General features: G+C 65.2%; 16 protein-coding genes. 8 read left to right on the forward strand and 8 right to left on the reverse strand.

Going from position 1 to position 16,569, the window contains the following annotated elements; translation table 11 throughout:
- Positions 1 to 72: 72 nt before the first annotated feature.
- From glcF to RFM41_RS15295, 5 genes are all read right to left on the reverse strand, one after another.
- The gene (glcF, locus tag RFM41_RS15275; RefSeq protein WP_320249910.1) at positions 73 to 1,398 is read right to left on the reverse strand and encodes a glycolate oxidase subunit GlcF; all 1,326 of its coding nucleotides are present in this window, start codon (positions 1,396 to 1,398) and stop codon (positions 73 to 75) included.
- A 9-nt stretch (positions 1,399 to 1,407) separates the two neighbouring features.
- Complete coding sequence (locus RFM41_RS15280; RefSeq protein WP_320249912.1) at positions 1,408 to 2,613, reverse strand: FAD-binding protein; 1,206 nt, start codon at positions 2,611 to 2,613, stop codon at positions 1,408 to 1,410.
- 223 nt (positions 2,614 to 2,836) lie between these two features.
- Positions 2,837 to 3,349: an endonuclease domain-containing protein gene (locus RFM41_RS15285; RefSeq protein WP_320249914.1), complete on the reverse strand. Its 513-nt coding sequence runs from the start codon at positions 3,347 to 3,349 to the stop codon at positions 2,837 to 2,839.
- Positions 3,349 to 4,845 carry an FAD-linked oxidase C-terminal domain-containing protein gene (locus RFM41_RS15290; protein WP_320249916.1) on the reverse strand — a complete coding sequence of 499 codons (1,497 nt, stop codon included), beginning with the start codon at positions 4,843 to 4,845 and terminating at the stop codon, positions 3,349 to 3,351. The genes RFM41_RS15285 and RFM41_RS15290 overlap by 1 nt, the downstream gene beginning before the upstream one ends.
- 146 nt (positions 4,846 to 4,991) lie before the next feature.
- Positions 4,992 to 6,260: a DUF3422 family protein gene (locus RFM41_RS15295; protein ID WP_430691543.1), complete on the reverse strand. Its 1,269-nt coding sequence runs from the start codon at positions 6,258 to 6,260 to the stop codon at positions 4,992 to 4,994.
- 259 nt (positions 6,261 to 6,519) lie between these two features.
- On the opposite strand from RFM41_RS15295, the gene RFM41_RS15300 reads away from it, so the two are divergent.
- From RFM41_RS15300 to RFM41_RS15310, 3 genes are all read left to right on the forward strand, one after another.
- Positions 6,520 to 7,323, forward strand: a complete 804-nt coding sequence (locus tag RFM41_RS15300) for a FadR/GntR family transcriptional regulator (protein ID WP_320249923.1) — start codon at positions 6,520 to 6,522, stop codon at positions 7,321 to 7,323.
- A 23-nt stretch (positions 7,324 to 7,346) separates the two neighbouring features.
- Positions 7,347 to 8,483: an alpha-hydroxy acid oxidase gene (locus tag RFM41_RS15305; RefSeq protein ID WP_320249925.1), complete on the forward strand. Its 1,137-nt coding sequence runs from the start codon at positions 7,347 to 7,349 to the stop codon at positions 8,481 to 8,483.
- A 112-nt stretch (positions 8,484 to 8,595) separates the two neighbouring features.
- A complete protein-coding gene (locus RFM41_RS15310; protein WP_320249927.1) occupies positions 8,596 to 9,363 on the forward strand; it encodes a metallophosphoesterase in 768 nt (255 codons plus the stop codon).
- A gap of 41 nt (positions 9,364 to 9,404) precedes the next feature.
- Here the strand turns inward: RFM41_RS15310 and RFM41_RS15315 are convergent, their stop codons facing one another.
- Both RFM41_RS15315 and RFM41_RS15320 read right to left on the reverse strand, forming a co-directional pair.
- Complete coding sequence (locus tag RFM41_RS15315; protein WP_320250166.1) at positions 9,405 to 9,536, reverse strand: hypothetical protein; 132 nt, start codon at positions 9,534 to 9,536, stop codon at positions 9,405 to 9,407.
- 294 nt (positions 9,537 to 9,830) lie between these two features.
- Positions 9,831 to 10,529 carry a type 1 glutamine amidotransferase gene (locus tag RFM41_RS15320; RefSeq protein ID WP_320250158.1) on the reverse strand — a complete coding sequence of 233 codons (699 nt, stop codon included), beginning with the start codon at positions 10,527 to 10,529 and terminating at the stop codon, positions 9,831 to 9,833.
- A gap of 87 nt (positions 10,530 to 10,616) precedes the next feature.
- Between RFM41_RS15320 and RFM41_RS15325 the strand changes: the two genes are divergently transcribed.
- From RFM41_RS15325 to RFM41_RS15340, 4 genes are all read left to right on the forward strand, one after another.
- On the forward strand, positions 10,617 to 11,264 hold the full coding sequence (locus RFM41_RS15325) for a hypothetical protein (protein ID WP_320249929.1): 648 nt from the start codon (positions 10,617 to 10,619) through the stop codon (positions 11,262 to 11,264).
- Between the two features lie 31 nt (positions 11,265 to 11,295).
- On the forward strand, positions 11,296 to 12,030 hold the full coding sequence (locus RFM41_RS15330; RefSeq protein ID WP_320249930.1) for a 16S rRNA (uracil(1498)-N(3))-methyltransferase: 735 nt from the start codon (positions 11,296 to 11,298) through the stop codon (positions 12,028 to 12,030).
- 206 nt (positions 12,031 to 12,236) lie between these two features.
- Positions 12,237 to 13,610 (forward strand): glutamate--cysteine ligase, encoded by a 1,374-nt coding sequence (locus RFM41_RS15335; RefSeq protein ID WP_320249931.1) that lies wholly within the window; start codon positions 12,237 to 12,239, stop codon positions 13,608 to 13,610.
- A 205-nt stretch (positions 13,611 to 13,815) separates the two neighbouring features.
- Positions 13,816 to 14,832, forward strand: a complete 1,017-nt coding sequence (locus RFM41_RS15340; RefSeq protein WP_320249933.1) for a DUF937 domain-containing protein — start codon at positions 13,816 to 13,818, stop codon at positions 14,830 to 14,832.
- A gap of 306 nt (positions 14,833 to 15,138) precedes the next feature.
- Here RFM41_RS15340 and RFM41_RS15345 read toward each other — a convergent pair whose 3' ends face one another.
- Positions 15,139 to 15,429: a DUF1127 domain-containing protein gene (locus tag RFM41_RS15345; RefSeq protein ID WP_041010015.1), complete on the reverse strand. Its 291-nt coding sequence runs from the start codon at positions 15,427 to 15,429 to the stop codon at positions 15,139 to 15,141.
- 183 nt (positions 15,430 to 15,612) lie between these two features.
- Here RFM41_RS15345 and RFM41_RS15350 point away from each other — a divergent pair, with 183 nt between their 5' ends.
- Positions 15,613 to 16,569 carry a LysR substrate-binding domain-containing protein gene (locus tag RFM41_RS15350; protein WP_042640974.1) on the forward strand — a complete coding sequence of 319 codons (957 nt, stop codon included), beginning with the start codon at positions 15,613 to 15,615 and terminating at the stop codon, positions 16,567 to 16,569.

Below are 16,569 nucleotides of genomic sequence, written 5' to 3' on the forward strand. Positions count from 1 at the left end.
GGCGCCAGCCTCTTCCCCTCGGGGAGAAGGTGGCCGCGAAGCGGCCGGATGAGGGGGCGCCGACGACGAGGATCACTCTGCCGCCGCAAGCCCTTGTTCTGAAACGCCCTCCGGCTTCGGGCCGCCATAAGCCCAGTCCAGCAGCTTGATCGTATGCACCACCGGCAGCTTCGCGGCGGAGGCGATCTGGGTGATGCAGCCGATATTGCCGGTGGCCACGACCGAAGCGCCCGTCGCCTCGATGTTCTTCACCTTGCGGTCGCGCAGCTTGGCCGAAATGTCGGGCTGCAGGATGTTGTAGGTGCCGGCCGAGCCGCAGCATAGATGCCCTTCGCGCGGCTCGCGCACGACAAAGCCCGCCTTGGCCAGAAGCTCCTTCGGCTGGCGCGTGATCTTCTGGCCGTGCTGCATGGAGCAGGCGGAATGATAGGCGACGACCGTGCCCGGCTTGCGCACCGGCTCGGGCAGGTCGAGCGCGGCGAGATATTCGGTGACGTCCTTGGCCAGCGCCGAGACGCGGGCGGCCTTTTCGGCATAGGCCGGATCGAGGCGCAGCATGAAGCCGTAATCCTTGATCGTCGTGCCGCAGCCGGATGCGGTGATGATGATGGCATCGAGCCCGCCCTTCTCGATCGCGCGCGTCCAGGCGTCGACGTTCTGTCTTGCTGAAGCGAGCGCCTGATCCTCACGGCCCATGTGATGGACGAGCGCGCCGCAGCAGCCCTCGCCTTCCGGCACGACGACCTCGACGCCGAGCCGCGTCAGAAGCGAGATGGTGGTGTCGTTGATGGCCGGATCGAGCACGGATTGCGCACAGCCGGTGAGGATGGCGACACGACCTCGCTTTGCGCCCTGCCCGGCATGCGTGCCCGGTTTCGCCATTGGCGATGCCAATGGGATCGAGGACGGCGCGAGCTTCAGCATCGCGGCGACCGGCTTCAGCGCCGGCAATTTCTCGAACAGGCCCATGAACGGCCGGCCGAGCCCAGCGAGCTTCAGCGCGGCGCGGAAGCGGCTTGGGTAAGGCAGCACGGCCGCCAGCATGGCGCGCGTCAGCCGGTCGAGCAGCGGCCGCCTGTAGGTGTCCTGGATATGGGCGCGGGCATGGTCGACCAGATGCATGTAGTTCACGCCCGAGGGGCATGTCGTCATGCAGGCCAGGCAAGACAGGCAACGGTCGATATGGGTGACGATCTCCTTGTCGGCAGGCCGGCCATTCTCCAGCATGTCCTTGATGAGGTAGATGCGGCCGCGCGGCGAATCGAGCTCATTGCCCAAGGTCACATAGGTCGGGCAGGTGGCGGTGCAGAAGCCGCAATGCACGCATTTGCGCAGGATCTTTTCGGATTCCGCAACATGCGGATCGGCAAGCTGCGCGGCGGAGAAGTTGGTCTGCATGTCGCGGTCCTAACCCATGCGGCCGGGATTGAGAATCTGCTTGGGATCGAACTCGGCCTTGAGCCGCGCCGACAGCGCGGCGAGGTGCGGCGGCTGCGGCTCGAACACCGGCAGCGCCGCGCAATGCGGTGCGGACGCGCGCACAAGGGTCGCGTGGCCGCCGCCATGCTTGCGGATCAGCCCGCGCAGCAGCCCTGCCTCCGGATCGTCCTCGCGCATCGACAGCCAGACAAGGCCGCCCTGCCAGTCATAAAAGGCGTCGACCGCCGCCTGCATGCGCAACGCCATCACCATGTGATGCGCCTCGGACGGCGCCATCGAGACGCGCCAGACAGGCCGCGCGCCGCCATCGGCAAAGGGCACGCAATCGCGAATGTCGCGCCAGATGGTTTTCGAGGCCTCTCCGGCGATCTCTTCCAGAGGGCCGGCCTTGCCTAGCAGCTGCTTGAGCGCCTCGACGCGATAGACGACCGATGGCCCAAAACCTTCGACGCGCAGCAGCGTCGCGGCGTCGCTGCCGTGCTTGCCGCCGGCGACCTTCGCGGCGATGCGCTCCGGCAGATGCGCCGCGCTCGACACTTCGGCGCTGGAACCCAGCGCCAGCGCCATGGCGGCGACCGCGGCATCGTCGAGCAGGCCGCGAATGGCCAAGGTCACTTCGGTTTCAGCGGCCGGCAGCACCTTGAAGGTGACATCGGTCAAGACGGCGAGCGTGCCCCAGCTGTTGGCCATCAGCTTGGAGAGATCGTAGCCGGTGACATTCTTGACGACGCGGCCGCCGGACTTGAAGGCTTCGCCACGGCCCGATACCGCCGATATGCCGAGGATATGGTCGCGTGCCGCACCCGCCTTCAACCGGCGTGGACCAGAGAGGTTCGAGGCCAGCACGCCACCGATCGTGCCCCTGCCTGGCGCGCCGCCAAGCAGCGGGCCGTAGTCCATTGGCTCGAAGGCGAATTGCTGGCCGTTTTCGGCAAGCAGTTGCTCGATCTCGGCGAGCGATGTGCCGGCACGAGCCGACAGCACCAGCTCGGCCGGCTCATAGAGCGTGACGCCGGTGAGCTTCGACATGTCGAGCGTGTGCTCGGTCTGCAGCGGACGGCCTATGCCGCGCTTGGAGCCGTGGCCGAGCATTTCAAGGGGGGTTTCTTCAGCCGCTGCCCATTGGACGGTGGGGAGAACTTCGGCGGGTGCTGTGGGGGTGAAGGTGGTCATTGTGACACCTGGTTCCTCGCCCCGACAAGGGGAGCAGGGCAATCGCATACGGCAACGCAGCCCCCTCTCCGTCTCGGGCTTTGCCCGAGCCACCTCTCCCCCATTTTATGGGGGCGAGGAAACGCCAATCGCCAAAGTCGCGACCTTGGAAAGCTTGGGTTCCTCGCCCCCGCAAAGCGGGGGAGAGGTGGCTCGGGCGAAGCCCGAGACGGAGAGGGGGCCATCATAGAGCGCTGTCTCCCGTCTTCCTGGTCGCGAGAACAAACCTGAGGTCCGGCGCGACGACGTCTTCCGCAAGCCGTCCTTCAAGAGCTGCGAGGACCGTCTCGCAAACGCTCCTCGTGTTCTTCAAAACATCGAAGCTCCAGAACCGCAAAACCGAGAAACCTTCGCTGCGCATGAACTCGTCGCGTCGCCTGTCGTAACTACTTCCGGCATGTTGGCTGCCATCCAGCTCTACGACCAGCTTTTGGCTCCTGCATGCAAAATCCGCGAAGTATGGGCCGATGGGCATTTGACGAACGAATTTGTATCCGCCCAGCTTTCTTGCCTTCAACTCGCTCCAGAGGATCGCTTCCGCCTGATTGTCACCGTGACGCAGCTCGCGCGCACGGGCGATCTTTTCGGGCGAGCGGCGGCTTGGCGGAGAGGGCGTCCCCCTCTCCGTCTCGGGCTTCGCCCGAGCCACCTCTCCCCCGCTTTGCGGGGGCGAGGAACTTTGATCCCGCGTGCCCATCAAAACCTCGGAATATCCGGAAACGCCACCTGCCCGCGATGCACATGCATCCTCCCCAGCTCGGCGCAACGCCGCAGTTGCGGAAACACTTTTCCCGGGTTGAGCAGGTGGTTGGGGTCGAAGGCGCATTTGACGCGCATCTGCTGGTCGAGATCGATCTGGTTGAACATTTCCGGCATCAGGTCGCGCTTCTCGACGCCGACGCCGTGCTCGCCGGTCAGCACGCCGCCGACCTCGACGCAGAGCCGCAATATGTCGGCGCCAAAACTCTCAGCCTTGTCGAGCTCGCCGGGCACATTGGCATCGTAGAGGATCAGTGGGTGCAGATTGCCGTCGCCGGCATGGAAGACATTGGCGACGCCGAGACCGTATTTCTCGGAGAGATCACGCATGCCGGCCAGCACGCGCGGCAGTTCCTTGCGCGGGATCGTGCCGTCCATGCAGTAATAATCGGGCGAGATGCGGCCGACGGCCGGGAAGGCCGCCTTGCGGCCGGCCCAGAAGCTCAGCCGCTCCTGTTCCGATTGCGAGATGCGGCAGGTGGTCGAGCCGTTCCTGTAGGCGATGGCCTCGACGAGGCCGATCAGGTGGTCGACCTCGACGCTGGGGCCGTCGAGCTCGACGATCAGCAGCGCCTCGACATCGAGCGGATAGCCGGCATGGACGAAATCCTCCGCCGCGTGGATCGCCGGGCGGTCCATCATCTCCATGCCGCCCGGGATGATGCCGGCGCCGATGATGTCGGCGACGCACTGGCCGCCCTCCTCGCTGGTCGGAAAGCCGATCAGCAGCGCACGCGCCGTCTCCGGCTTCTTCAGGATGCGCACCGTAACTTCGGTGACGACGCCGAGCAGGCCTTCGGAGCCGGTCATCACGCCGAGCAGATCGTAGCCTTCCTGGTCGAGATGGCCGCCGCCGAGCCGCACCACCTCGCCATTCATCAGCACCATCTCGATGCCCAGCACGTTGTTGGCGGTGAGCCCGTATTTCAGGCAATGCACGCCGCCGGAGTTTTCCGCGACGTTGCCGCCGATCGAGCAGGCGATCTGGGAGGATGGATCGGGGGCGTAGTAAAAGCCCTCCTGCTCGACGGCGGTGGTGATGCCGAGATTGGTGACGCCCGGCTGGGCGACGACGATGCGATTGGGATAATCGATTTGCAGGATGCGGTTGAAGCGGCTCATGACCAGCAGCACCGCATCCTCAAGCGGCAGCGCGCCGCCCGACAGCGAGGTGCCGGAGCCGCGCGGCACGACGCGGATGTTGCGCTCGTTGCAGTATTTCAGGACGCGCGAGACCTGGGCGACCGTCTCCGGCAGCACCACGACCAGCGGCAGCTGCCGGTAGGCAGTCAGGCCGTCGCTTTCGAAGGCGCGCATCTCGTTGGCCGTGTCGACGACGCCCTCGCCCGGCACGATGATGCGCATGTCGGCGACGATCTCGGCGCGCCGGCGCATCGTCTCGGCATCTGGCTTGGGCATGGCTAGGCCGGACATCGGTCATCTCGCTTGACTGGTCAAAATCTTTTACCAGCTTGACCGTTTTGTTGCAAACGCTGCTTTGGTCCGGGCGGCGGCGAGCGTGACGCCAAGCTTCCGCAGCGGCAATCTGCCGCTGCTTCCGGCCGTCCCCCAAGATACGCTTACTCGCCCGGATGCCTCGCCGGCTCGGAATGCATTTTCCGCACGCGACGCACGCCCCACCAGACAAGCAGGATGGCGACCGGGACGGAGGCCGCGGTGACGACCTCGGGCGCGAAAGCGTGCCCGAAGACCGAGGCGCCCTTGGCGACATAGCCGATGAGGCCGACGACATAATAGGACACGGCGGCGACGGACAGGCCTTCGACCGTCTGCTGCAGGCGCAGTTGCAGCCGGGCGCGGTTGTTCATCGAGGCGAGCAAATCGCGGTTCTGCTTCTCGACATCGACATCGACCCAGGTGCGCAAGAGCGTCGTGGCGCGGGTGAGTTTGCGCGACAGGTTCGCCTGGCGCTCCTCGACCGAGCGGCAGGTGCGCATGGCCGGCGCCATGCGCCGCAAGAGGAAGCCTGCCCAGGTGTCGTAACCCTGCACCGGCTCTTCATCCAGCGCCCGGAGCCGTTCGGTGACGATGCCGTCATAGGCGCGGCTGGCGCCGAAGCGATAGAGGCTGGACGCGGCGTCGGCCTCGAGCTCGGCGGCAAGCCCGGTGAGATCGGCAAGCAAGGTCTGGCTGTCGCGGGTCTCGACCGCCTTCATTTCCAGCGTGGTCTGCGCCAGGCGGTCCTCGATACGACGGGCGCGCCCGGACAGCGTCAACGCCATCGGCAGGCCGAGCATGGCCAGCGTGCGATAGGTCTCGATATCGATCAGCCGCTGCGACAAGGCGCCGGTGCTGGCCGGCGTCAGGCCGCGATCGAGCACCAGGATGCGGGTCAGGCCGTCGCCGTCCTGGCGGAAATCGGTGATGATGGCGGCGGCGCCCCGCTCAACCAGCGAATAACACAGGCTGGTCGGGTCGAAGCCGGCGACCAGCTTTTCGCTGGCCTGCGTCCATTTGCGGATTTCGAGGCGGATGCCCGAAATCACGGTGCCGGGCGGCGAGAAGCCGTTGCCGAAAGGCGAATCTTCCTGCGCCCGGCCGTTCTCGGCCAGCGGCCCTTCCCAGAGATAGGTCGAGAATTCCGTATGCCGCTCCCAGCGCAGCGTGCCCTTGCCCCATTTCATCGCATGATGGCGCGCATTGCGCTCGGGCGCGGCGATGCCCAGCCGCCGCGACAGTTCCGACAGCACCGCATGGTCGACAGCGGCGCCGCCTTCGGTCATGAAGGAAAGCTGGATCAACACGCGCGGTTTTTCGATCAGCGGGTGCGGTCGGGCATGGACCTCCCCCAGCGCGCCAGGCCGCCCCTCATGCGCCGGAAAACCCATCACGCTGCCTTGGGCGCGCGGCTGGAATTCAAGCTTGGGCGTCTCGTCCGACACGGCTGATCCCCCTGATTTCGACCCATCGCGCAATCCGGTGGTCTTGCGGCAATCGGTGGGACGCGTAAACAGCAAATATTAGCATCCGGCGACCGCAACGCGCGGCGGGCAAGGCGACGGACTGACGAATTGGATAAATAATTTGACCAGTTGGCGAGAGAGGCCTTAATCTGAGTGACCTCCGTTCCGTTCTCCAGGCATCCCTTTGAGCGACATTTTCTTCAGGATCGAGCATTCGCGCACCGCCGACGAGGTGGTGCAGCAGATCGAGAGCCTGATCCTCGAAGGCGTGCTGCGCACCGGCGACCGGCTGCCCGGCGAACGCGAGCTGGCGCGCCAGTTCGACGTGTCGCGGCCGATCCTGCGCGACGCGCTGAAGGCGCTGGAGGGCCGCGGGCTGCTGACGACGAGGCCGGGCGGCGGCACGCATGTCGCCGACGTCATCGGCCAGCTCTTCACCAAGCCGGTGACGGACCTCATCTCCACGCACCGCAAGGCGGTGACGGACTATCTGGAATACCGGCGCGAGATCGAGGCGGTGGCGACCGAGTACGCGGCGCGCCGCGCAACTCCGGAGGATCTGGCGCTGCTCGACCGCATCATGGCGCGCATGGACGAAGCGCACCGGACCGGCGATTTCGACGACGAGGCGGAAATCGACGTCGAGTTCCACCACGCGGTGTGCGAATGCGCGCACAACATCATCCTCCTGCACACGCTGCGCTCCTGCTACCGGCTGCTGTCGGAGGGCGTGTTCCAGAACCGGCTTCTGGTGTTCAGCGTGCCCGGCGCGCGCGAAGCGCTGCTCGAGCAACACCGGGCGATCCATGCCGCGATCAAGGCCGGCGATCCGATCGCGGCGCGCAAGGCGGCGATGGACCACATCACCTATGTCGAGCGCTCGATGGCGGAAGCCGAGCGCAGCGGCGACTGGCAGCGGGTGTCCAGGCTGCGCCTCAGGCAACGCTCGGACGCCGGCGATATCGAACCCACACGAAAACGCTCCTAAGCACAGATTTAACGGGGACCATCATGAGCGAAATCCTCACCATCGCCGACCTCAAGGACCTGGCACGCCGCAGGGTGCCGAAGATGTTCTTCGACTATGCCGATTCCGGCGCCTGGACGGAGAGCACCTACCGGGCCAACGAAGAGGACTTCGGCAAGATAAAATTCCGCCAGCGCGTGCTGGTCGACATGAGCAACCGCTCGCTGGAATCGACCATGATCGGCGAGAAGGTGGCGATGCCGGTGGCGCTCGCCCCGACCGGGCTGACCGGCATGCAGCATGCCGATGGCGAGATGCTCGCGGCGCAGGCGGCGGAAGCGTTCGGCGTGCCGTTCACGCTGTCCACCATGAGTATCTGCTCGATCGAGGATGTCGCCTCGGCGACCAAAAAGCCGTTCTGGTTCCAGCTCTATGTGCTGCGCGACAAGGATTTCGTGCTTAACCTGATCGACCGGGCCAAGGCAGCGAAATGCTCGGCGCTGGTGCTGACGCTCGACCTGCAGATCCTGGGACAGCGCCACAAGGATATCCGCAACGGGCTCTCGGCGCCGCCCAAGATGACGCTTGCCAACATCGTCGACCTTGCGCTGAAGCCGCGCTGGTGCCTGGGGATCGCCGGCACGCCGCGCCGCACCTTCCGCAACATCGTCGGCCACGCCAAGGGCGTCGGCGACGTCTCTTCCCTGTCGTCCTGGACGACGGAACAGTTCGATCCGCAGCTGTCGTGGAAGGACGTGGCCTGGATCAAGGAACGCTGGGGCGGCAAGCTGATCCTGAAGGGCATCCTCGACAAGGAGGACGCGCTGATGGCGGCCAAGACCGGGGCGGACGCGATCGTGGTCTCCAATCATGGCGGGCGTCAGCTCGACGGCGCCGCCTCCTCGATCTCGGTGCTGGAAGAAATCGCCGATGCGGTCGGCGACCGGATCGAAGTGCATATGGACGGCGGCATCCGCTCCGGCCAGGACGTGCTCAAGGCGCTCTGCCTCGGCGCCAAGGGCACCTATATCGGCAGGCCTTTCCTCTACGGCCTCGGGGCGATGGGCAAGGACGGCGTCACCAAAGCGCTCGAAATCATCCGCAAGGAGATGGACATCACGCTGGCGCTCTGCGGCAAGCGCCTCGTCACCGACATGGGCAAGGAGCAGTTGCGTCGCTAAGGCGCTGTAAGCGCTGCATCGCATACATGGGGCAAGGAGCCGTTGCGCCGCTAGGGCGTTGTTCATCGATTGGTCCTAGCTTGCGCGGCGACCAATACGAAAGACAGGTTCCTTGACCGAAAGCGGCATCCACTACCTCGACGCGCGCGGGCCGGACGGCATGCGGCTCTATGCCATCGGCGACGTGCACGGCCGCCATGACCTGCTCGCCGCCATGCACCGGCGCATCGAGAGCGAACTGGAAAGCGCGCCCGCGTCCGACTGGCGCTTCATCCATCTCGGCGACTATGTCGATCGCGGTCCGGACTCCAAAAGTGTCATCGATTTCCTGATCGAGGCGCAAAAGCGCGATGCGCGCAACATCGTGCTCGCCGGCAACCACGACATCGGCATGCTCGAATTCCTTGCCGACGGCGAGCCGGACGGCCTGTTCATGAATTACGGCGGCATCCAGACGGCGCAGTCCTACTGCGTGGATTTCACGCGCGACATGGATTGGTTCGGCAAGGCCGAGGCCGTCGCGCGGGGACACATGGCCTTGCTGAAGGCCGTGCCGCGCAACCATGTCGATTTCCTGCAGTCGCTGCCGTTCTCGGTCAGCTTCGGCGATTTCTTCTTCTGCCATGCAGGTATCCGCCCCGGCGTGCCGCTCGAAAGCCAAAGCCCGCAGGACCTGATCTGGATCCGTGACGACTTCCATGACCACCCCGGCCTTTATCCGAAGGTGGTCGTGCATGGACACACGCCGGTGCCGGAGGCCGAAGTCATGGCCAACCGCGTCAATGTCGACACGCTCGCCTGGAAATCCGGAACGCTGAGCGCACTCGCCGTCAATGGCGGCGACAAACGCATCATCACGGTCCAGGGCAAAGCGCTTTAGACAGCCCCGGCGCGGGCGAGCTTCCGATTTTTTGATCGGGCTTAGTTCAGCGTTGCGGTGACGCCGTAACCGTCGACGGCCCGGTGGTTGGTCGCTGCGTCGGCGGCATAGATGCCCAGGCCGCAGAGAACGATGGCAGACAGCATGACAAAAGACAGGAGAGCTGCTTTCACGGACGTCATCTCTGGTTAAGCTTTCTGCATCTGGGCACGAGGCGGTTACCAATGCGTTGAAACGATAAAATGCGTCTCAATGTTTCGACGATTTCGCGCTTCTAAGCAGATTCTGTATCGCCGGTGTGTCGGCTGGATCACACAAAAGGTTCATGCCGGTTGCATCGGCGATACAAGGCGCGCCCTCTTAGGGGAGCGGTCGGACACAAACCAAGGAAGAAGAATGTTGTCCCCAGGCGGAAGCCCGCGGGCGTGCCAATTATGCCACGCTTCGCCCTATCAGGGACCGGATGCTCAGATGGTCGCCACCCAGGCGCGGGCAATCGCCAGCCCGGCGGCGTCGGCGTCGGCGCCATTGCGGGCCAGCTCGCCGTCGAAGCGTTCGTTCCAGCCGGGATGGCGCTCAGCGATCGTCGCCGCGAAGGACGTGCTCCAGTCGCGCACCATCGGCGTATCCGCCTCGAAGTGGAACTGGAAGCCATAGACGGCGCGGCCGAGGCGGAACGCCTGGTTTTCGGCAACCGCGCTGCCGGCCAGCCGCACGGCGTTTTCCGGCAGGCCGAACGTGTCGTCATGCCACTCGAAAATCGGGAAGCTTTCGGGCAGCGCAGCCAGCACCGGGTCCGACTTCGCCGCCGGCGTCAGCGAGACTTTGTGCCAGCCGAACTCGGTGGCGCCGCCAATCTGGTTGGTGCCGCCGAAGGCGCGCGCCAGAAGCTGGCTTCCGAGGCAGATGCCGAGCACCGAGCGGTCCTTGTCGGCGAAATCGCGCGTCAGGTCGAGGAGCGCCGGGAAATAAGAGTAGTCCTCGTCGGCCAGCGCATTCTGTCCGCCACCCAGCAAGACCATCGCATCATGCCCGCCTGCATCATGCGGCAACGGATCGCCCTGGTAGGGACGCCGCAGGTCGAGATCGGCGCCCGCTTCGGCCAGAGCGGCGCCGACCTGACCGAGGCCGGTGTTGTCGTAGTTCTGGACCACCAGCACGCGCATCGAGAATCCTGCTGACATGAAAACGCTGGGGCGAGCGATATCATGCGGCCCGTATTTCAGCCAAGATGCGCAGCCGGAGAGAAAGCTATGCCACTGCAGAACCGGGTCGACCCCTTCGGCGCCATCCATGCCGTGCCGGAACGCGGCCTGTTCACCGGCAACCGTGGCATCATCCACGACCCCGAGACCAAGACGCTGTTGAAGAAGCGCTGGGCCTTGCCGGCCTGGATCATCTGCGCTTGCCAGTTCCGCAATGTGCGGCGCGAGCCGATGGGCCGTAACAGGCCGGGCGGCAAGGCCGGCTGGACGGAATTGTTCTTCCTCGACGAGGTGACCGCCTTGGCCGCCGGCCACCGGCCCTGCTTCTTCTGCCGGCGCGAACGGGCGGCCGATTTCGTCACCCGCTTCGGCGAGGCGTTCGGCATCGATGAGCCGCGCGCGCCGATGGTCGACAAGCGGTTGCACAAGGAACGGCTGGCGTCAGGCGGGCGGCCGCCTGCCGTGACCGTTCCGGAGCTTGTCGGCTTGCCCGATGGAACGATGATCGCGCAGGGCGACGCTGCCTATGCGCTGCGTGCCGGCAAGGCACGCAAATGGTCATTCGCGGGCTACGCAGATTCCATTGCCCTCGATCGCTTCGCCGGTACTTCACTGCGCCTGCTGACGCCGGCGACCACCATTGCGGTGCTGCGGCTAGGCTTCTCGCCTGTCTGGCATCCGTCTGCCGATACTTGACGCCGCCCATTGCCTCGCCCATTCCTCAACGATGCGCGCCAACTACAAAATGCAGCGGCTGTTCGTGCCGGACGATCTTGGGCCCGGCCTCGAATTCGACGCCGGCCAGCAGCAGAGCCACTATCTCGCCCATGTGCTGCGGCTCGGCGAAGGCGCCGAGGTGTTGCTTTTCAACGGCCGTGACGGCGAATGGTCGGCGGCGATCGCTGCGAAGTCGAAGAAGGCTGTGCGGCTGAAAGTGCTGGAGCTGCAGCGGCCGCAGCCGCCGCTGCCCGATCTCGTCTATTGCTTCGCGCCGCTCAAGCAGGGCCGGCTCGATTACCTGGTGCAGAAGGCCGTCGAGATGGGCGCAGGCAGGCTTCAGCCAGTCATCACCCAGCACACACAGGTGGCAAAGCCCGGCATCGATCGGTTGCGCGCCAATGTGGTCGAGGCTGCCGAGCAATGCGGCATACTGGCGGTGCCGGAGGTGCGCGAGGCGGAGAGGCTGGAACGGCTGCTTGCCAATTGGGACAAGGAGCGGCGGCTGATCTTCTGCGACGAGGACGCCGCGACCAACAATCCGCTGCCGGCACTGCAAGCGGTAAGGGAGAGGAAACTTGCGCTTCTGGTCGGCCCGGAAGGCGGATTTTCCGAGGACGAGCGCAAGATGCTGAGGGCCTTGCCTTTCGTCACCGCCATTCCGCTCGGGCCGCGCATCCTGCGCGCCGACACCGCGGCGGTGGCGGCATTGGCGGCGATCCAGGCGACGATCGGCGACTGGTAATCAAATCCTGTTGAGGCCTGGCTCAGGATTTTTTGCTTGATCGGCTGCCGGCATTTCGTCCATCTAGCGCCGGCGGCCGTCCGGCCCCTGCAGCACCGCGCCTCCTTTTCGTGGAGCAAAGGGCGCTGTAACAATTAAAAGCTTGCGCAGGACGTCCAGCGAAAATCGGTACCGGTTTTCGGGGATTATGCGCACGGAGGGGCGAGATGGCGCGCGACACAACCGATACCCAGCCCATCGAAGGCATCGACGAACTGGTCGGCTATCTGGCCGCCGGCAACAAGCCGCGCGAAAAATGGCGCATCGGCACCGAGCACGAGAAGTTCCCCTTCTATGTCGACGGCAACGCACCGGTGCCCTATGGCGGCGAGCGCGGCATCCGCGCCATTCTCGAAGGCATGCAGGAAAAGCTCGGCTGGGATCCGATCATGGATGCCGGCCGCATCATCGGCCTCGTCGAGCCGACCGGCCAGGGTGCGATCTCGCTGGAGCCCGGCGGCCAGTTCGAGCTTTCCGGGGCGCCGCTGGAGTCCATCCACCAGACCTGCCGCGAGGGCAACGCACATCTGGCGCAGGTGCGCGAGATCGCCGAGCCGCTCGGCATCCGCTTCCTCGGCCTCGGCGGCAGCCCGAAATGGTCGCTGGCCGACACGCCGAAAATGCCGAAATCGCGCTACGAGATCATGACGCGCTACATGCCGAAGGTAGGCACCAAGGGCCTCGACATGATGTACCGCACCTGCACGATCCAGGTGAATCTCGACTTCGAGAGCGAGACCGACATGCGCCGCAAGATGCAGGTGTCGCTGAAGCTGCAGCCGCTGTCGACGGCGCTGTTTGCCAACTCGCCCTTCACCGAGAGCCGGCCGAACGGCCTGCAGAGCTGGCGCGGCGACATCTGGCGCGACACCGACAACCAGCGCTCCGGCATGCTCGAATTCTGCTTCTCGCCCGATTTCGGCTTTGCCGACTATGTCGAATGGGCGCTCGACGTGCCGATGTATTTCGTCATCCGCGACGGCCACTATCACGACATGACACGCTACACGTTCCGCCAGTTCATGGCGGGCGCCGCCCGCAATGAAGTCCCCGACGGCCTGCCGACGATGGGCGACTGGGCAAATCATCTCTCGACCCTGTTCCCGGACGTACGGCTGAAGCGCTTCCTGGAAATGCGCGGCGCCGATGGCGGCCCCTGGCGCCGCATCTGCGCCCTGCCCGCCTTCTGGGTCGGGCTGCTCTATGACGAACAGGCATTGGATGCCGCCGAGGCGCTGACGTCGAGCTGGACCCACAAGGAAGCGCTGGCAATGCGCAACGCCGTGCCGGAGCTGGGCATTGGCGCGCCGTTCCGCAACGCCACCTTGCGCGACGTCGCCCGCGACGTGCTCGCCATCTCGCGCATGGGCCTGAAGAACCGAGCCAAGAAGAACCGCGATGGCTATGACGAGACGTCGTTCCTCAACACGCTCGACGAGGTCGTGGCGCGCGGCACCACCAGCGCCGAGGAGATGCTGTCGGCCTACCACACGCGCTGGGGCGGTTCGATCGAGCCGGTGTTCATGGAATATGCCTATTAAAGCGCGTCGCGCTGCAGCGGACTCAGCCGACCGGTTTAAGCCTTTGTTTTGATGCATGTCGTTGTCCCAGAACCGCTGCACACTTCTGGGCGACATGCATTAACCGTTCGCCATGCGCCGAACGGTTGGGCACCAAAAGTCACTTCAATCGGTGATGGAAACGAATTAGGCTCTCCGACGAGGATATTGTCGGAGGAGAACCCAAATGCCTTCCCTGTTCGACATTTTCGCCCAGGCCCAGAACGGCGCAGGCATGCAGGCGCTGGCCCAGCAGTATGGACTTTCGATGCAGCAGACGCAGGCCGCGGTCCAGGCGCTTCTGCCGGCGTTCTCGCAAGGGCTGCAGCGCAACACCGCCGATCCTTACGGGATGGGCGCCTTCATGACGGCGATGGCGAGCGGCCAGCACGCCAAGTATTTCGAGGACGCCTCGAGGGCCTTTTCGCCGCAAGGCATCGATGAGGGCAACGGCATTCTCGGCCACCTGTTCGGTTCGAAGGACCTGTCGCGCGCCGTGGCGAGCCAGGCCGCGCAGGCGACGGGATTGAGCCAGCAGGTGCTGCAGCAGATGCTGCCGGCCGTGGCCTCGATGATGATGGGCGGGCTGTTCAACCAGACCAACAACCAGATGCGGGCCGCGGGAGGCTTCGGCGGCGGCAACAATCCGCTCGGCGAGATCATCGAGGAGATGATGCGGCAGGGCGGCCTCGCGCCGGCGCCGCAGCAACGTCAGGCGCCGCAGCCGGCGCCCAATCCCTATGGCGAGAACCCGCTCGGCAAGGTGCTACAGGACATGTTCGGCGGCGGCGCCCAGCAGCAGCCGCAGCAATCGCCCAATCCTTACGGCGAGAACCCACTCGGCAAGGTGCTGCAGGATATGTTCGGCGGCGGCGCCCAGCAGCAGCAAAGCCGGCCGCAGCCGCAGCAGACGCAAAGCCCTTATGGCGACAACCCGCTCGGCAAAATCTTCGAGGAGATGCTGCGTCAGGGCGGCGGCGGTTTCGGCCTGCCCGGCGGACAGCCGGCGCCCCAGCCGCAGCAGCGCCAGCCGCAGCAGAGCGCGCCGCAACAGCCGCAAACCAACCCGAGCGGGCGGCCGCGAAACCCGTTCGACGACATCTTCGGCAAGATGTTCGAGACGGGCGCGCAGCAGCGCGACGAATATGAGAAGAACGTCGGCACGATCTTCGACCAGTTCAAGCGCGACATGGACCGGCGGTAGTGTCGCTCGGCCCCAAGGTGCGCCGAGATTCAGGTCAGGCCGAGCCGAAAACGGTGGCTTCCGAGAACCGGAGCGGAGCGTACTTAAGTGCGTGAGCACCGGAAGCGCAGGAAACCGCCGTTTGCAGGCCGGCCTCACCTGAAGGTCGGCACACCTTAAAAAAATGCCCGGTCCTGGAGGAGAACCGGGCAATGTGCAGGCTGGCCGGCGGGGAACCGGCAGGGAGTGTGGGAGCCTGCATGAGACTTGGTCGCGCCGAGCCGTGAAAAGGTTCAACGTGACCGGAAATCCAGGCAACGCGGCCGTTCAGGCGACCTGACGAGCGAGGTCCTCGATCGTGTCGGCACGCTCGCTGGCGATGGCGCGCAGCTTCACGGTCGGATCGCGGCCGAACGGCACGGCGACGGCGACATGAAGGTCGGCGCGGGTCAGGCCGATATCGGCAAGCTCGGCATCCGACATCTCGCCCAGGCGATAGAAGGCGCGGCGATTTTTCCAGGCGACATAGGCGTTGGCGAGAGCATTGAGCACGCGCGTCGCAACGGCCGGACGCGTGGTGATGCGTGGGGTCTCGGAAGCGAATTCAATCGTGGTCATGTCAGTCTCTCCTTCCCGGAGTCGAGCGGACGAAACCAAGCAACCGGCGCCTTGGGAGAAGCGCCGTTTCGGTTTCCGTGCACATGCTGTCATGTGGACAAATCGCAATTTGCCATCGCGCGATTGATTAATCCAACGAATGTTTTTAATCTCTAGCATCAACATCAATGATAGGTTGGACCGATGAAAGCGCCGCTCGACCTCGATCAGTTGCAGACCTTCATCTCGATCGCCGATACAGGAAGCTTCACCCGCGCGGCCGAAGAGGTGCACCGGACGCAGTCGGCTGTGTCGATGCAGATGCGCCGGCTGGAGGAGCGGATCGGCAAGCCGCTGTTCGAAAAGGACGGCCGCACCAACAAGCTGACCGAGGAGGGCGACCGGCTGCTTTCCTATGCAAGGCGGCTGATCTACCTCAACCGCGAGACGCTTGCCGCCTTCGACGACCAGCGGCTCGAAGGCACGATCCGCATCGGCACGCCGGACGATTATGCCGACCGCTTCCTGCCCGAGATCATGGCGCGCTTCTCGCGCTCCAACCCGCGCGTCGAGCTGACGGTGGTCTGCGAGCCGACGCCGGGGCTGGTCGAGCACATCAAGCGCGGCAATCTCGACCTGGCGCTGGTGACGCACAACGACACGCGCGGCCAGTCGGAAGTGGTGCGGCGCGAGCCGCTTTTGTGGGTGACCTCGGCCAACCACGCCACGCATGAGCAGGAGACCCTGCCGATGGCGTTCGGCCGGCCGAACTGCATCTGGCGGCGCGCCGCGGTCGACGTGCTCGACAGGCAGAACCGCGACTACCGGGTGCTGTTCTCCAGCTTCTCGGCCACTGTGATCACCGCGGCCGTGCTTTCCGGCCTGGCGGTCTCGGTGCTGCCGGAATGCGCGCTCAGGCCTGGCATGCGCGTGCTCGGCGAGGCCGACGGCTTCGGCCAGTTGCCGGACTGCCGCATCGGCATCATGCGCGGCCAGACCTCGCAGCCGGAGATCGTCGACGCCCTGGCCCGCCACATCGCCGAAAGCCTCGACAACATTTCCGTGCCGGTCAGCGAAGAGGCGGGAAGCTTCGACTTCGCCGCGCTCGCCTTCGCCAAGATGAAGCGGGTCAAGGCGAACCAGATCATGCCTGGCTGGTAA

The sequence above is a fragment of the Mesorhizobium vachelliae genome (assembly GCF_033977325.1).
GTDB classification, from domain to species: domain Bacteria; phylum Pseudomonadota; class Alphaproteobacteria; order Rhizobiales; family Rhizobiaceae; genus Mesorhizobium; species Mesorhizobium vachelliae.

Coding starts and splice junctions, on each gene's coding strand:
- glcF (WP_320249910.1), bottom strand. CDS start 1,398: ATGCAGACCAACTTCTCCGCCGCGCAGCTTGCCGATCCGCATGTTGCG.
- RFM41_RS15280 (WP_320249912.1), bottom strand. CDS start 2,613: ATGACCACCTTCACCCCCACAGCACCCGCCGAAGTTCTCCCCACCGTC.
- RFM41_RS15285 (WP_320249914.1), bottom strand. CDS start 3,349: ATGGGCACGCGGGATCAAAGTTCCTCGCCCCCGCAAAGCGGGGGAGAG.
- RFM41_RS15290 (WP_320249916.1), bottom strand. CDS start 4,845: ATGTCCGGCCTAGCCATGCCCAAGCCAGATGCCGAGACGATGCGCCGG.
- RFM41_RS15295 (WP_430691543.1), bottom strand. CDS start 6,260: ATGGGTTTTCCGGCGCATGAGGGGCGGCCTGGCGCGCTGGGGGAGGTC.
- RFM41_RS15305 (WP_320249925.1), top strand. CDS start 7,347: ATGAGCGAAATCCTCACCATCGCCGACCTCAAGGACCTGGCACGCCGC.
- RFM41_RS15320 (WP_320250158.1), bottom strand. CDS start 10,529: ATGCGCGTGCTGGTGGTCCAGAACTACGACAACACCGGCCTCGGTCAG.
- RFM41_RS15325 (WP_320249929.1), top strand. CDS start 10,617: ATGCCACTGCAGAACCGGGTCGACCCCTTCGGCGCCATCCATGCCGTG.
- RFM41_RS15330 (WP_320249930.1), top strand. CDS start 11,296: ATGCGCGCCAACTACAAAATGCAGCGGCTGTTCGTGCCGGACGATCTT.
- RFM41_RS15335 (WP_320249931.1), top strand. CDS start 12,237: ATGGCGCGCGACACAACCGATACCCAGCCCATCGAAGGCATCGACGAA.
- RFM41_RS15340 (WP_320249933.1), top strand. CDS start 13,816: ATGCCTTCCCTGTTCGACATTTTCGCCCAGGCCCAGAACGGCGCAGGC.
- RFM41_RS15345 (WP_041010015.1), bottom strand. CDS start 15,429: ATGACCACGATTGAATTCGCTTCCGAGACCCCACGCATCACCACGCGT.
- RFM41_RS15350 (WP_042640974.1), top strand. CDS start 15,613: ATGAAAGCGCCGCTCGACCTCGATCAGTTGCAGACCTTCATCTCGATC.